The organism is Aquibacillus rhizosphaerae (genome assembly GCF_030282825.1).
Classification (GTDB): domain Bacteria; phylum Bacillota; class Bacilli; order Bacillales; family Amphibacillaceae; genus Aquibacillus_C; species Aquibacillus_C rhizosphaerae.
Genome location: NZ_JASTZU010000063.1, coordinates 124852 through 139613, shown reverse-complemented (window position 1 = coordinate 139613; position 14762 = coordinate 124852). Strand labels below are relative to the sequence as shown.

The 14762-nt window shown below is 34.9% G+C and carries 17 protein-coding genes; 7 read left to right on the top strand and 10 right to left on the bottom strand.

Features of this window, described 5'->3' with window-relative positions:
* Positions 1-5 precede the first annotated feature (5 nt).
* The 7 genes from QQS35_RS20800 to QQS35_RS20770 all read right to left on the bottom strand — a co-directional run bounded on the left by QQS35_RS20800 (position 6) and on the right by QQS35_RS20770 (position 9345).
* Positions 6-2081, bottom strand: coding sequence for a cation:proton antiporter (locus QQS35_RS20800; protein ID WP_331490890.1), 2076 nt, complete (start codon positions 2079-2081; stop codon positions 6-8).
* Positions 2082-2129: 48 nt separating this feature from the next.
* Complete coding sequence (locus tag QQS35_RS20795) at positions 2130-3593, bottom strand: alpha-amylase family glycosyl hydrolase (protein ID WP_285934172.1); 1464 nt, start codon at positions 3591-3593, stop codon at positions 2130-2132.
* A 113-nt stretch (positions 3594-3706) separates the two neighbouring features.
* Positions 3707-5554 carry an asparagine synthase (glutamine-hydrolyzing) gene (gene asnB, locus QQS35_RS20790; RefSeq protein ID WP_285934171.1) on the bottom strand — a complete coding sequence of 616 codons (1848 nt, stop codon included), beginning with the start codon at positions 5552-5554 and terminating at the stop codon, positions 3707-3709.
* Positions 5555-5970: 416 nt separating this feature from the next.
* Complete coding sequence (locus tag QQS35_RS20785) at positions 5971-6336, bottom strand: YisL family protein (protein ID WP_285934170.1); 366 nt, start codon at positions 6334-6336, stop codon at positions 5971-5973.
* A 113-nt stretch (positions 6337-6449) separates the two neighbouring features.
* The gene (locus QQS35_RS20780) at positions 6450-6950 is read right to left on the bottom strand and encodes a GDYXXLXY domain-containing protein (protein ID WP_285934169.1); all 501 of its coding nucleotides are present in this window, start codon (positions 6948-6950) and stop codon (positions 6450-6452) included.
* Complete coding sequence (locus QQS35_RS20775; RefSeq protein ID WP_285934168.1) at positions 6947-8155, bottom strand: DUF2157 domain-containing protein; 1209 nt, start codon at positions 8153-8155, stop codon at positions 6947-6949. Before QQS35_RS20775 ends, QQS35_RS20780 begins: the two co-directional genes overlap by 4 nt.
* Positions 8156-8157: 2 nt before the next feature.
* Positions 8158-9345, bottom strand: a complete 1188-nt coding sequence (locus QQS35_RS20770) for a DUF418 domain-containing protein (protein ID WP_285934167.1) — start codon at positions 9343-9345, stop codon at positions 8158-8160.
* A gap of 123 nt (positions 9346-9468) precedes the next feature.
* Between QQS35_RS20770 and QQS35_RS20765 the strand changes: the two genes are divergently transcribed.
* The 7 genes from QQS35_RS20765 to QQS35_RS20735 all read left to right on the top strand — a co-directional run bounded on the left by QQS35_RS20765 (position 9469) and on the right by QQS35_RS20735 (position 11660).
* On the top strand, positions 9469-9687 hold the full coding sequence (locus QQS35_RS20765; RefSeq protein WP_285934166.1) for a spore germination protein: 219 nt from the start codon (positions 9469-9471) through the stop codon (positions 9685-9687).
* A 10-nt stretch (positions 9688-9697) separates the two neighbouring features.
* Positions 9698-9907, top strand: a complete 210-nt coding sequence (locus QQS35_RS20760; RefSeq protein WP_285934165.1) for a spore germination protein GerPB — start codon at positions 9698-9700, stop codon at positions 9905-9907.
* A gap of 67 nt (positions 9908-9974) precedes the next feature.
* Entirely contained in the window at positions 9975-10565 is a 591-nt protein-coding gene (gerPC, locus tag QQS35_RS20755) for a spore germination protein GerPC (protein WP_285934164.1), read from the top strand.
* A 2-nt stretch (positions 10566-10567) separates the two neighbouring features.
* Positions 10568-10771: a spore gernimation protein GerPD gene (locus QQS35_RS20750; RefSeq protein ID WP_285934163.1), complete on the top strand. Its 204-nt coding sequence runs from the start codon at positions 10568-10570 to the stop codon at positions 10769-10771.
* Complete coding sequence (locus QQS35_RS20745) at positions 10764-11141, top strand: spore germination protein GerPE (RefSeq protein WP_285934162.1); 378 nt, start codon at positions 10764-10766, stop codon at positions 11139-11141. Before QQS35_RS20750 ends, QQS35_RS20745 begins: the two co-directional genes overlap by 8 nt.
* Before the next feature lie 48 nt (positions 11142-11189).
* A complete protein-coding gene (locus tag QQS35_RS20740) occupies positions 11190-11408 on the top strand; it encodes a spore germination protein (RefSeq protein ID WP_285934161.1) in 219 nt (72 codons plus the stop codon).
* Positions 11409-11441: 33 nt separating this feature from the next.
* Positions 11442-11660, top strand: a complete 219-nt coding sequence (locus QQS35_RS20735) for a spore germination protein (RefSeq protein WP_285934160.1) — start codon at positions 11442-11444, stop codon at positions 11658-11660.
* Between the two features lie 551 nt (positions 11661-12211).
* Here the strand turns inward: QQS35_RS20735 and QQS35_RS20730 are convergent.
* From QQS35_RS20730 to QQS35_RS20720, 3 genes are all read right to left on the bottom strand, one after another.
* Positions 12212-13687 carry a DUF4153 domain-containing protein gene (locus tag QQS35_RS20730; RefSeq protein ID WP_285934159.1) on the bottom strand — a complete coding sequence of 492 codons (1476 nt, stop codon included), beginning with the start codon at positions 13685-13687 and terminating at the stop codon, positions 12212-12214.
* A gap of 107 nt (positions 13688-13794) precedes the next feature.
* The gene (locus QQS35_RS20725; protein ID WP_285934158.1) at positions 13795-14427 is read right to left on the bottom strand and encodes an HAAS signaling domain-containing protein; all 633 of its coding nucleotides are present in this window, start codon (positions 14425-14427) and stop codon (positions 13795-13797) included.
* Positions 14424-14756: a PadR family transcriptional regulator gene (locus tag QQS35_RS20720; RefSeq protein ID WP_285934157.1), complete on the bottom strand. Its 333-nt coding sequence runs from the start codon at positions 14754-14756 to the stop codon at positions 14424-14426. Before QQS35_RS20720 ends, QQS35_RS20725 begins: the two co-directional genes overlap by 4 nt.
* Positions 14757-14762: the final 6 nt, after the last annotated feature.

Below are 14762 nucleotides of genomic sequence, written 5' to 3'. Positions count from 1 at the left end.
TTCTGTTAATCGTTATAGTCTTTCTTGAATAATACTTCTTTAGGTAATTCAGTTCCCCTTGTACCCCGGACATCAATCTCATCACTTTCGGAGGGATAAAAGACCAAGTAACTACTTGATGTTAATTCAGTTAGCTTACCAGGTAGAACTTCTAATTCTGGTTTCCAAGCAATTGTACCTTTCCTAGCACTCATTATTATAATTAAATCATCTTTCCTAACCTTACCCATATAATCAGAAAATAAAGAGTCAATTGTGTTTATCTGAAAAAAGTCTGTTTTAACGGAAGGTTTTACTTTCTCGTAAACATCTCTATATTCTTCTATTGAATTTTTTATAATTACACAATGAATACTAGCACTTAATTGAATAGCAATCCCTTTAATGATAGCTAATGCATTATGAAATCCCGGCTTGCTAATTATATATTTTGGAAGAACTAATATAATGCGATCCGTTGTGTTTAATGGATTAACTAATTTCGCGACTATAATTCGCTGATTTGTATGGTCTAAAAAATTATCTATTATACCACCAAATAGTTTTTGACTAACTGATTTCTTCCCATTCCAACCAACGATTGTAGTTGTTATTCTTTCTTCTATTACAGCTCTTTCTAGTCCTCTACCAATATTTTCATCGACGCGTGTTAACAAGCGAATTGGGACTTCAGCTCCAGATGCATACATAACCGTATGCCCCAACATTTTCTCCGCTTCAGCAACTTGTCTATCAGCCTTTTTTATTGCTTTTGGAACAACTGTAAGAGGATATATGGGTTCTTCGGTTCCCTTTGCTTTTCTAATTATAAATCCAAGATCCAATAATGACTCCATTGTATTTGGATTTGCTAATGGAATAAGAATCCGCTCCGGTTTTTTTTCAACTTTTTTAGACTCAAGGTTTCCTTGTACAGCAAGTTTCCTAGCGTACTTTTCCGTGAAATATGGACCCAGAACACAAGTTACTAGTATCATTACAATTACAGCATTAACTGTTTCCTGATTTAACAAACCAATCTCATAACCTACTAATGTGGACGCTAACGTAGCAGCAGCTTGCGAAATGGAAAGTCCAAAAACAAGCTTATTTTCTGTACTTGAATAATTATATATTTTACTTGTAATCCAACCTGAAAATGCTTTTCCAAAAACAACTGAAATTAAAATTAACAAGGTAACTATCCATGCACTTGGATTGGAAATAAGCACTCTTAAATCCATCAGCATACCTACAGATAAAAGGAAAAATGGAATGAATAGAGCATTTGCAGAAAACCTTAGCCTGTTCATTAAAGGACCATGGTCAATTATATACCGGTTCAAGGATAACCCCGCCAAAAAGGCTCCAATAATTGGTTGCAGTCCAGCAAAAAGAGCTAAAGCTCCTGAGGTAAACAAAATTACTAGGACATAATTAAATTCAAAGGTGCCATCGTTATTTGAATTTTTAAAGAACCATTTAGACAATAATGGAGTTCCGAATAATATTACAATTGTAAAAATTAGTGTTGATACAATTAATTTTAACCAAAAACTAAAATTCACTTCCCCTTCAGAAGTACCTGTTATGACAGCTAGAACCAACATAGCCAGGGTATCGGTAACAAGTGTTCCTCCAATAGCAGTCGTGACTGCCTTATTTTTTGAAACGCCTAACCTACTAGCTATAGGATAGCCTAATAAAGTATGCGAACCAATAATTGAACCAATCAAAATAGAGGCAGCCCAACTAAAGCCTAAACTTAAACCGATTACAGTACCAATAACCAATGGGATGTTAAACGATAGTAGGCCAAATAAAAGACTTCGATTGCGGTACTTTTTAAAACCTTCCATATCTAGTTCCAGACCAGCAATAAAAATAATAAATAGTAACCCTACTGTTCCTAACAATTCAATCGTACTTCCACGTTGTAATATGTGTAATCCATTTGGACCTACAATAATTCCCGCAATAATCGGTCCAATGATTGCTGGCAAACGGAATTTTTTCATCATTAGTGGAAAAACAAGAAAAATAATAACTGTCAATCCAAAAATAAGAACCGGATCACTTAAAGGAAAATCCAAACTACCCACCCCTTCTCAAAAGCAACAATACTGATTGTATAGCTTCTTGTCTAACAATTATTTTTCTTGCTTTTTGGACTTTCTACTTAGAATCACTACACTAGTGACAAATCCACCCAACACTAGTACAACAAAGGAAACGAATAGCCAATTAATACCTGTATCTTCTTCTATCATAAATATATCAGCAGTTTCTCGCTCCAGCGCTATTTTGAATACCCCATCCTGTTGTTTTCTAACAATATTATCCTGCAGTAGACCTGTAAGTTGCATGCCTTCCGGAACATCACTTAGTGTTATCGTTTTTGTTTCTGTATCATTATTTATTGCAACATAAATGGTCTCACCTTCAAAAGTTCGCTTAAACATAGTCATTCCATCGTTATTTTCAACTAACTCTATATCTCCTTTTGTTATGGCAGGAAATTGTTTACGGATAGCTGCCAACTGTTCCATGTAGTTTTTCAATTCTTCATCGCCACTATTAAGCTGTGCCATCCGATGGTCAGGCGCGTCCATTCCATTGTCCATCGTAGTTTCTGAACCTTGGTAAATAATTGGTGTTCCAGGAATCGTATAAAGATAAGTTAAAGCTAACTTCCATCTAGTCAAAGGATTTTCACCTTGCTTAACGGCTTCCCTTGTAAACCTCGGAGTCACAAGACTATCCATATACAAACCCCGCTGATTATTTTGGCCGTCCCAGAACTCAACTAAAGGTTCTAGTGAATTACCTGACTTACTGAAAACTGTTGACATCACTTGACTTACCTCATGATTTATAACCATTTCGTTAGAAGCTACTGCATGATCAATCACCATCTGATCACTTGTGTCCGTGAACACAATTAAATTAGAATCTTGTGATTTGATGTATGTAGCAAAATCACTGATAAATTGATTTGGTGTTGATGAATCAATATACAACCGGTATCCATCTACATCTGTTTGATTAATCCAATAAGAAGCTGACTCCATAAAGTAATCACTTACCACCGGTTTGTCCAATGCTGGAGTTGGTAAAGCATCACCCCAGATTAAGTCTTTATTATCCTCTATCCAAGTTGGATTCGAAGTTAGCCAGCTATGCTCTTCACTAACATGCGTAACGACGAAATCTAAGATCACCTTCAGATCTCGATCACGTGCCTGACGCACTAACTCACGCACATCCTCCATCGTTCCAAACTGTTCATTTATTTTCTGAAAATCATCAATTAAAAATCCGTGGTAACCTTTTGGGTCATTACTCATGATTGGACTTAAATTAATGGTAGTAAATCCAAGTTCCTTGATATAATCCAATCTATTTATAATCCCTTGGATATCTCCACCATGAAAAGAACTCGCATCATTAATATCTATGTTATAGTCGTTTTCCGAATCTCCGTTAACAAATCGATCAACTAATATGTAATAAACTGTTTCATCCTTCCAATTACTATCCTCATCTGCATACACACTTGTGGTAAGTCCTAAAAATACCAATAAACTTAAAATCAACGTTATATTTTTTTTCATTTTAATCCTCCAAAAAGAATACCTTTAATATGAGCTTCGTTTCTATTATTAACTTAATAAAAGCTTACCATTAAAAGCGTGTGATTTTCACTAGAAAATCACACGCTAAAAAGTTAATGTTCAATTATAATATCATATTTTCTGAGCCAATGATCGATTTGACCTAAATGAGCAAGTAATTGTGGTCCTGTCATTAATTGACCAAACCATGGTGCTTCTATTTCTTTTCCTTCTGTTTCGACTAACTTGCGAACTGCGTCTTTATCAAAAATTTCAAAAAGACGCGCTCTTGGATCATCTAAGATTTCATTTACCCATTCAATTACAGCATTTTTATATTCAGGATTATGCGTCTTTGGATAGGGGCTTTTCTTTCTATATAAAATTTCATCAGGTAATAACCCTTCTAACGCTTTTCTTAGAATACCTTTTTCTCTGCCTTTATATGTTTTCATCTCCCATGGAACATTCCACACATATTCAACAAGTCGGTGATCACTGAACGGCACGCGCGCTTCAAAGCTAGCACCCATACTCATACGATCTTTTCGATCTAATAATGTTGGCATAAACCAATGCATATTCAAATAAAACATTTTCCTACGATGTCTTTCCATCTCACTATCCCCTTCAAATTCAGGAGTTTCATCAATTGTTTCTTGATATCTTTTGAGCATATAATCTCGTAAATTTAATTTTTTTTGCCATTCATCATTTAATAATGATTTTCTCACATCAGCTGAACGAATCCAAGGGAATCCTTCCCGTTTTAAATCTTCTTCTCGGTAAAACCAAGGGTATCCTCCAAAAATTTCATCCGCACACTCTCCAGACAAGGCTACTGTTACTTCCTCTTTTGTTTGTCTACAAAACCACAGCAAGGAAGAATCGACATCTGCCATCCCAGGTAGATCTCGTAGTTCTACAGCCTCTTTCAGCATATCAGCTAACTTTTTATTATCAATTACAAAATTATGGTGTTCGGTATTATGCGCTTCTACGACAGTTCCAATAAAATCCTGATCACTATTCGGTTGGAAATCACTTTTTTCAAAGTACTTATCGTTGTCCTCATAATCAATCGAAAATGTTTTCAGTTGATCCTTTTTATGTCTCTTTAAATAATTCGATGCGATAGCAGTAATCGCACTTGAATCTACTCCTCCTGATAAAAAAGTACCTAAAGGGACATCAGATATTAATTGACGTTCAACAGCATCCGTTAATAGATATCGGATGGTATCAGCTGTTTCTTCGACATCATCCGTATGTGCTGTACTCGTAACATTCCAATATCGTTTTGTACGGAAACCATTCTTATCAAAAATACCAATATGACCTGCACGCAATTCATTAACACCTTTAAACACACCATGACCCGGTGTACGTGATGGCCCTAAAGCTAGAATTTCACTAAGGCCTTCTTGATCTAATATCGGCTCAATTTCATCATGTGCGATTAACCCCTTTAGCTCCGATGCAAAAAGAAGTCCACCATCTTTTTCTGTATAAAATAAAGGCTTCACACCTAAGCGATCCCTTGCTAAAAATAATTGTTCATTCTTAGCATCCCATATACTAAAGGCAAAAATACCATTCAATTTATCAACACACGCTCCTCCCCATTCGATATAGCTTTTTAATAACACTTCCGTATCCGAATGGGAATTAAATATCCAACCCTTATTAAGTAGTGATTTTCTAATGTCTTCTGTATTGTATAGCTCGCCATTATAAACGAGAACATAGTTTGAGTCGTTTTTTTTACACTCCATTGGTTGCTTTCCACCATCTGGATCGACAACGATAAGGCGTTGATGTCCAAAGGCCACATGATCAGAAATCCATTCATTATGCTGATCCGGCCCTCGATGTTGAATTGCATTTGCCATTTTCCTTACGTTATCTATTTCCTGAGATAAATCTCGCTTAAAATCAATCCAACCTGTAATACCACACATATTATAATCAACACCCTTTCCTAACTTGTTCGTCACTGTACATATATATGACAAAAGTGCCTAGAGTGTGAAAGCAATGATATGATATTGTTTTCTAAAAAATTATATATTGCTAACGGAGTCAATTTCATAATTACCTTATTCAGTCATCTAAGACAATATATAGTTTGGAAATGGTTTTATCCAACTATATATTGTTGTAAGTGACGACAATATTGGTATTATAAAATTGATTAAACTAACAATCTATAACTTTTATCTCGTTTCTTACAATACTTTATTAGGTTGGTGGTGACCTAGCTAGCTCTACTTTCAGCGTAACAATGTAGTTACGTTGACTACGCAGTTTAAAAAACAAAATAACTTTTATAAAAATAACCCTCTAACATTTTTTGTTAGAGGGTTTACTTTGTTCATTAGCTCATTGGTAACAGTCCACCTGGTAATCGCCCAAATCCTAATACTAATACTAGAACTAAAGATATTGCCAGTTGAATCCAAAAGCTTTTTGTTGGTTTGTCTTTTGTCATTTTAACTAATATCATTTCTAATGAAGCAATTACCCAAATACCTGCTAAACTTTTTACAATTACTTCAGGTATAAAACTAGTACCAAGATACTCCGTAAATAAAGAGCCGCCTGAGTATAGAATCAACAAATAATCTAACCTTAGAATCATATGAAGAATTTTACCTGCTTTATTCCCTTTTTTATAAAACATTCTCGCTACAAAAAATAAGATTAACGCTAAAACCCATGCCGTAATATGTAAGTGTACCATAAATTATCTCCTCCTAATTAAAGGTCAAGCATATCATATCATTTTTTAATGTTAATTTCATATATTAAAGCTTAGAATACCCGCTCCTTGGTTATGAGCGGGGTTTTTAGTTGTTATTCAATACCAACAATTTTTTTCTGACCCCATGGCGCTATGGCGACAGTCACACTCATCTGTCCACTTTGTTCAAACTTCCCACCTGTATTATCCTCTATATAATAGCGACCAAGTCCATAATCAACATAATGTACTTTTGTCGTGGAGTCATAATAGTCAACTTTAGCTTTCATTATTACTTGTTCGTTCGTCGTACCCATCTTTTCTGAAGATGCCTTGGCTACTTGATAGTTACTCTCTGTCCCTTTTTCTAGTAGCACATAAATAGTCTCTCCATATTCTGGATCCTTTTCAGCATCCCATTTTGCGTCCGGTATTTCTTCAATTTGATAGCGTAACGTTACGTAATCTCCATAAAAAATATCTTGAGGATCTACTGGCAACGTTTCGAGCTTTATCGTCTCCCCAAAATAATCAATAAGATAGAACGATACAGCTAAACCAATTAAAAATAAACATTGTAAGCCGATGGTTAAATAAAAAAGGATTCGCTTCATTTCCCGTCTCCTCCTTGGACCTCGTTTTTCACTGTTCTCCTTTTCTTTTCCAAGAAGTAACTAAGAACAAACAGTAATGCACCGCCAACAAAGAAAAATAACGACTTATCCAGAAAAGCCCAAGCAAGGTGGACGTAAGCAATTAAAGTACTTATTAAAAATGTAATGGTTCCATTCGTTACTCTTGCATGATCCTCCTCTTTATAACCTAAAAGTAACAATCCTAAAGAGAAAGCAAATAGGCACAGCATTGAAAACATGTCTCCAAAAGTTACGTAAAAAACAGGTAAAAATAACACCAAGTCAATCAATTGCCATGATTGTTTTTTTACTATTTTTAATACAATTGTAATGACAAATATGCTCAACCAAATAAACATGAAACTCACACTTTTATCGATATTTTCATAGAAGTATGAATTACTTAATAAAAACACTTCAATAATACTTAATAAAAATACTGAGATGACACTAACTGATTTAAAAGGTAATCTTATGTCTTGCTTACCAACTACATCACCAATTACATATAGAACTAGAAAATAAATTAGTAACCAATAATAACCCTGGCCCGTGGAAAAGGTTAAAACAAGTACATGAATGACAAAGCTAACTGAAAATAAATAACCGTATAAACCTCTAGCTTGATGATAAGTGTAATGACCAAATGCTAATACAAAAATTACAAATAACACTATATAAAATGAACCATAAACCCATGCACTATAAAGCTGACCAACCGTAGTAATCGTCATTGCGATAACAAATAGGGAAGGATGTTGATACAATATAAATAAAGCAATTGCAGCAATTGCCCATATTAAAAATGGAATTGCTTGAAAATACATATAGTTATACATTTGGCCAGTTAAAAAGATACCGGCACCAAAGATAAATAATCCTATTGTAATAAAGCTCAATCCAACACGAGCAGACTTATTTCGGTAAACCCAATCCCCAGTTAAATAGAATGCTAGCATAAATACAAGAATTACACTCATTTTTCCAAGTTGGGGAATTAGTGACCAATTGGAGGCAATCAATGTTAAAAATCCTAAACCAATAAACAGACTAGCAAAAGTCAATAACAATGAAGTCCGTTTTTTTGCAGGGTACCGATTTAAAATTTGTTTTTGTTGTTCCTCCGTAATTATACCTTCATTTAACCACTTCAACGACTCTTTCTTGAGTGAATCACGATTCATCCTCACTCATCAACCTTTCGTTTTATTGGTAATTTCTCCCGATACATAAGACGTCTCCATACCCATTCTAAAGGCCCAAAGCGATACTTTGCAAGCCACCACTTACTTAGAAATATCTGAATAACAAATACGACTACAACGATAATTACGCTTACTAAGGGACTTATATCCCCATATAACCCAAAACCTACCGAATAAAATAAAATAAAGCTAAAAAGGGATTGGAAGATATAGTTTGATAACGACATCTTACCAACATACGTAAATGGAAGTAATAACTTTTTCCATCTTTCTGTTTGAAATGCGAGTGTGATAGATACGAGATAGAAAATTGCCGATGCGGAACCACCAATGAAGTCCTGAAGCATCGTTAACCAATAAGGATTTCCAACTACATATGGTCCTCCCTTTAACACGATAAAAATAATTAGGGTGATCAGCCAAATCTTTTTTAAAACCTTCTTATGTTGGTTTACGTGATGTAACCACTTCTTTCTTGCTGTGTAAACCCCAAATAAAAATAGAGGTAATAAGTTACACGTCAAAATAATGTAAGAAAATACACCATTACTGTAGGACCAGTCTTGGTAGTTTTGTTGCCAAATATCAATAATTGTTCCGTTCCCGTAATTGTCAAATGCCTGGTTTATTGCTTCATAATTGGTTAAATCGATTGGACCAAGCAAGCTTGCGAGCAATAATAAGACAGAATAAAGCATAGTTGGTATAAACAATAATCCAAAAGCCCAGTACAGCAATGTATTATCTGCCCTGTTAAAAAATAAAAGTAAAAACATCCCGATTATTCCATAAGTAAGTAATATATCGCCATGCCAAATTAAAAATGCGTGAATCAAACCAAACCCTATCAAGATTGCTAATCTCCGGAAAATAAATTCATTAACCTTTAATTGCCTGTCGTTTAGTTTCTCGACAATGATTTGCATACCAAAACCAAATAAAAATGAAAATAATGTATAGAAACTTGCTTGGAAGAAAATATCAATGATAGCTCGGACCGTTACATCAATTTGGGATGCCCAATATTGTTCTTCACCACCATAAAGAAAAAATGGTGCATTAAATGCTGGTACATTAACCATAAATATACCTAGAATAGCAAACCCTCTTGCTGCGTCAATCCACTGTAATCTTTGATTTGCCGTTAATGGCGAACCTACTTTGTCCATTATTATTCCCCTTTCAACAATTGCACTTTTCCTTCATTGTACCAATAATTAGAGATATTGATAGAAAAATATTTAACAGAAATTATTAATGCTCATAAACTAATTCTAGAAGGAGGAATCGTCATGCCCGCAGTTGTAGGAGCTGTAAAAGTTATTACGATAAGTTCATCAAGTATATTTAACATTGGTGACGTTTATGCAATGAGTCCATATGCGACAGCCAAAACGTTCGCAGGAGGCGGTTCGTTTAATACCGGTGATGGCATCAGAATTAACTTGAACCAATCGAAATCAAACGTTTACGATAGAGATAAATTTGATCAAATAGTTACCGGAATGTGAGGTGGAAAGTATGCATTTGACTATTCATCAATCCATTAATATTCATATGTTAAAAGTGGGCAGTGTTTCGAATTCATCCGTTTTACAAATAGGAAGTGCTGGGAGTATTCAAGCTTCTGCGAAACTTTATAATACCGGTGAATACACAGAATTAGCAGAACCCATTTCGCCAGAAGGGGCTGAAACTCCTCTCGTTCCACTTATTGGTCCAACTTCTTAGTCACACTAAATAGCCCACTGCATAAACTAGGTAGTAATTAGGTCATAGCCTAGGAGGGGTCTTCGAAATGAATCACTCAAACCCATGGTATGAATATGTATATAACTTACAAAAATATGTAGAACAACAAGATAAAAGAGTAAATCAATTAGAACAGCGACTCTCACAAGTGGAAAATAATCAGGCGAACGCCAAACATACAACCATCGAAAAGTTAGAGTATAATTTCGATCAATTAAAAATTGAAAGGCTAGATGGAACACTCCATATTGGTGTATCACCTGATGACCTTTCAAAAATTGATGACCTTTCACTGAATCAACAGCCACTCTCTAACTTTCAACAACCACATTCTATAAAACAACAAACAGTCTCTCAGCTAGACTCTTATTTATCCGAACAGGGACCTAGTTTCTTGAACCAGCTTTCCAATGATTATAATTATCCAGTTAACGAGTCCTATCAAGAAATGATGTTAAATGATGTACGTAAGCAATTACCAGAAAGAGTTGCACACTATGAAAAAAATGCAAGGAACGAATCATCATTAAATAATGATAAACAGTTATCTAACTATATATATGAGCAAGTTAAAAGTGAAATCAATTATTCTTTACAACAATTTTTCGAAAATGAAAAAACTAAGGGAGATCAATAAATATGAATTATGAAGTCCATAACTGGGATCTACATGTCGGCAATGTAGAAATTACAGGGGTATCCTCATCGTCTGTTTTTTTAATTGGGGATAATGAATCAATCAGCCTTACTTCCATGTACGACACGCCACCTGATTCTTATATTGTTGGAGGTTCCCTAGTTCCATTAAGCAGGTCAAAGCAGGAAGATGACTCTCATGAATAAACGGATTGCCAACGTAAAAAAGGCAAGTCTGAATTCATTATCATATAGTTCTATTTTTGAAATTGGTGACGCAAGAACGTTTACTCCAAAAGCGTTTGCCATAGCTGTCCAAAAACAAGGTGGAGTTCGCACAGATGAAGGCTTTGATTTTGATAGATATGAAATCTTTGATCGAAAAATTATAGAAACTCCTTTTCAGCAAATACCCATTCAAAAAAAGACAGTTCACCACGACTCAACTATTTACGTGAATAACATAGATATAACAGGGGTTTCTGCTTCTTCTATGGTCCAAATAGGAAGCCTTCAAACGATCGATGCGGAAGCTAGGATAAAGCACATTCGTGTATTGAAACAGGAACAATTTTAATAATAAATCAATATAATGATATAAATACAGAATAAGAAGGTGTTTTATATGCCATCTGTTGTAGGACCAATTAAAATTAACAGTGTTGATGGAGGCGTGATTAATTTTGGAGACAGTTTTTACCTATCTCCAAAAAGTGCTTCTAAAACTGCCGCTGGATCTGGTGCCTTTAATACCGGTGACTTTATTAATACTAATAACGGCATGAATGCAACCAACTCATTTGATCCAGATGCAGTTGACCAAGTAGTTAGTGGAAATGCGTAACTTTACCTTTCTAATATTAAAGAGGTGTACACTATGCCATCGATTGTAGGACCAATTAAAATTAATAGTGTCGGGGGAGGCGTAATTAATTTTGGAGATAGTTTTTATCTATCACCAAAGAGCGCTTCTAAGACTGCCGCTGGATCTGGTGCCTTTAATACCGGCGACTTTATTAATACGACTAACGGTATGAATGCAACCAATGCGATTGACCCCGATGCAGCTGACCAAATCGTTGGTGGGAATGCTTGAAATAAGAGAACAGCACTCATTGAAGTGCTGTTTTTTTTACTGAGCTGTTACTATAAAGTACGCATTAATCTTAGTATGATTTTCTTCTGTCTTTACAAGATGAGTATTGATCAAGCGCTATGAAAAAACACTCGCTTTCCGTGGGGAACGCTTCAGTCTCCTCGCTCGCAAAGGACGCTCCCTGCGGGCCCTTCAGACTGTTCCTTTCCCACTGCAGTCTCGCATTTTTTCTCCGCTTGAATAATTTTTCTTATAGAGAAGTGAATTACACCACAAACAGTAATTTTGGGATATAAACTCGTCATTAAATAGAATATTAAAACAGTGGAGGCGGAATGCGCAGACTCCTATGGGAACAGCGCGAGGTGAAGACCCCGGAAGAAGCGCTCTTTGCTTCTGAGGAGGCTGAGGCCGTGCCCGTGGAAAGCGTAGTATTCTGCCGTAACGATGTATTACCACTCAATCATCATTGCAATGGAAAAGAATTTAACAAAAGTTAAGAATAGTTAATGCGCACTTTATATTTAATGTGACGTGATTTTTTCAACAGTTTAATTGTCTAAATCTAAACCAAGCAACTTTTGACGGACCTGATGCTTTTGTATATTATATGATTGCCAATTTTGATCGTCATACTTGATGGCTTCTTTTTTCTCTATTAATAGCATTTGCAAATCAGGGTAATTGGGATCTTTTTCATATAATTGTATCATTCCTTCTAAACCAGATGAGGAAAGCCTGCTTAAATAATCAACATCAATTTTTCCTGTTTGTTCATAACGTTCTATGTTATTATCAACAATTATATTTTCTAAAGAGACAACATTAATAGCAGTATAAAACAATAAACTAGCTATGATATAAAAGTGAATTAATGATAATTTTTCTATCCATATTCGGATAAAGGTGTAGGTAAAGATAATCATTAAAAATATCATAAATGCATGTGCTAATATGCGATCAATTGTAAAGCCATAAGCTGATTCATATAAGCTTAAGCGTTGAAATGCTGATGCAAGCATTACCCCACTGACACCAATTAGAATCGAGTACATAATTTGAAGTGTGATTTTCAACTTCGTTCTCGTTTCTTTTACAACGGACAATGCCGTTATCAAGATTGTCCAATTTACTAATGTCACCATGATTAACTCGGAAAAACCTTTTCGAGCATAGGTTGCATACGTATAACCTTCTTGTACTGCTGTTCCAAAAAAGTACGTAAATTGCACAACAGTAAATAGCAAATAAATTCCATTTAGTAAAAATAAAACAGTAAGCACAACAATACTATCAAATGAAAACTTTTCTGCATTTTGTTGTTCCGTAATTCCATTACTTCTAATCTTTTCCCACGTTAGTATTTGAAAAGTGCCAAAGAAGATTACTAAATATAAAAATACAATGATCGAACGAAAAAGTTGTTCTTGTATGTTTAGGTTCACGAAAAATTCAGGTATTTCACCGAGCATATTTTCAAAGACAGTATCAGCAGACATAAGTAAGGGTGTTACAACAGCTAGGATTGGAATCCCTATCGCTAAACCAAGCAATATTCTTTTTACTATCTGTGCTTTTTCCTCATCCATTTGCTTGAAGACAGCGTTGAAACAATGGCTAATAAACAAAAAATCATAATTCAAAGCTAAACCTACTTTTATTGCCATTAATCGAATAAATTTCGGTGTACACCATTCCAGTTGTTTTGGTGAAGTAATTAAAATAATATGAGCGAAAATCAGAAAAGGGATGATAAAAATATTAAGTGAGTAAAGGAAAAATGGTGGATCTAAAAAAAAGTAACTTGCAGATAATAACCAAATGGATACCATTAAGAGTAATCCAATTCGTCGATGCGTGAAAATTGTTGCACGATACCTTACAAAAAACACAGCATAAAACCCAGTAATAAAAATTAAATAAGAAACACCTATCATTCCATGAAAGAAGCTTAATTCTGCTAATATAGCTAACCCTATGCAAACAATTAAAAACAATACGTCATTTTTAACAATCCGAATATCCATTAAATCAACCACCTAACATTGTTATTCTATATACATAGTAATTCTATGTATATAATTAAAAAAATAGTTCGTTATCCCACGGCACTTTAGAAAGGGAAGCACCGTGGTTATACAGAAGCTTTTTTCCCCCATTGGTAGCCCATCCAGCTTATCGGGTAAAGTAACGCAGTAAAACCAATACAGACTAAAATGAATGGCACACTTAGCAAAGGCTGAAACCATTGACTTGGAATAAGTTGAAAAACTGTGACATTTGCCAATAGAACATTAGGAGCAATACAAATTAAAAATGTATTACGTAATAACTTTCTACCACGATGTCCAAATTCTTTTCCTATTTCATAGCCCAACAACCCCCAAAACACTAAATATAACATGATTATAATCGATGGAATGGCGGTTAGTTGTCTCCATGTGAAATCTATCCAATTCCAATCAAATAAGTTGTATCCAACTGTTAATAATCCTCCACCTACAAATAAACAAAGGTTAAAAGTGACAAAAATCCACTGAGTTTTCTTCGGTGTTATCCGAACTTCCTGCATCCACATTTTTGCAATCTCTTTTGGAGTTCCTAGCCGTTTCTCAATTGTTTCATATGCTTCTGTTTCATCCTGGATTTCAATCTCATTAAAAATCTCATATAAATGGATTTCATACTCTGAAATAATTTCTTGTTTATTAGGAAATGGACCTAGTGATTGATCTAACTGTTCTAAAAAATGTTGTTCGGCGTTCACGATTCATTTCTCCTGATGAGACTATTCATTACTTGCACATAGCGATACCACTCACTGGTTTTTTCATCAAGGATACTTTGCCCCTCTGTTGTTATCCGGTAATATTTACGTGCCGGCCCCTTTGTTTGCTTTTCCCAATAGCACTCAATGTACTCCTGCTTTTCGAGCTTATGTAGCGCGGGATATAACGTTCCTTCTTTAATTTGAAAGTTATGATCGCTTCGGTTATCCATTTCTTTTACTAATTCATAACCATACATATCGCGTTCGGTTAATAATTGCAAAACAAGCAAAGACGTACTTCCTTTTACAAGCTCACGATTAAACATATTTTC

Excerpts from the sequence above, each read along its gene's own strand:
- QQS35_RS20745 (WP_285934162.1), top strand. The coding sequence starts at position 10,764 with ATGAATAAACGGATTGCCAACGTAAAAAAGGCAAGTCTGAATTCATTA.
- QQS35_RS20740 (WP_285934161.1), top strand. The coding sequence starts at position 11,190 with ATGCCATCTGTTGTAGGACCAATTAAAATTAACAGTGTTGATGGAGGC.
- QQS35_RS20795 (WP_285934172.1), bottom strand. The coding sequence starts at position 3,593 with ATGAAAAAAAATATAACGTTGATTTTAAGTTTATTGGTATTTTTAGGA.
- QQS35_RS20770 (WP_285934167.1), bottom strand. The coding sequence starts at position 9,345 with ATGGACAAAGTAGGTTCGCCATTAACGGCAAATCAAAGATTACAGTGG.
- QQS35_RS20780 (WP_285934169.1), bottom strand. The coding sequence starts at position 6,950 with ATGAAGCGAATCCTTTTTTATTTAACCATCGGCTTACAATGTTTATTT.
- QQS35_RS20760 (WP_285934165.1), top strand. The coding sequence starts at position 9,698 with ATGCATTTGACTATTCATCAATCCATTAATATTCATATGTTAAAAGTG.
- gerPC (WP_285934164.1), top strand. The coding sequence starts at position 9,975 with ATGAATCACTCAAACCCATGGTATGAATATGTATATAACTTACAAAAA.
- QQS35_RS20785 (WP_285934170.1), bottom strand. The coding sequence starts at position 6,336 with ATGGTACACTTACATATTACGGCATGGGTTTTAGCGTTAATCTTATTT.
- QQS35_RS20765 (WP_285934166.1), top strand. The coding sequence starts at position 9,469 with ATGCCCGCAGTTGTAGGAGCTGTAAAAGTTATTACGATAAGTTCATCA.
- asnB (WP_285934171.1), bottom strand. The coding sequence starts at position 5,554 with ATGTGTGGTATTACAGGTTGGATTGATTTTAAGCGAGATTTATCTCAG.
- QQS35_RS20720 (WP_285934157.1), bottom strand. The coding sequence starts at position 14,756 with ATGTTTAATCGTGAGCTTGTAAAAGGAAGTACGTCTTTGCTTGTTTTG.
- QQS35_RS20735 (WP_285934160.1), top strand. The coding sequence starts at position 11,442 with ATGCCATCGATTGTAGGACCAATTAAAATTAATAGTGTCGGGGGAGGC.
- QQS35_RS20730 (WP_285934159.1), bottom strand. The coding sequence starts at position 13,687 with ATGGATATTCGGATTGTTAAAAATGACGTATTGTTTTTAATTGTTTGC.
- QQS35_RS20775 (WP_285934168.1), bottom strand. The coding sequence starts at position 8,155 with ATGAATCGTGATTCACTCAAGAAAGAGTCGTTGAAGTGGTTAAATGAA.
- QQS35_RS20750 (WP_285934163.1), top strand. The coding sequence starts at position 10,568 with ATGAATTATGAAGTCCATAACTGGGATCTACATGTCGGCAATGTAGAA.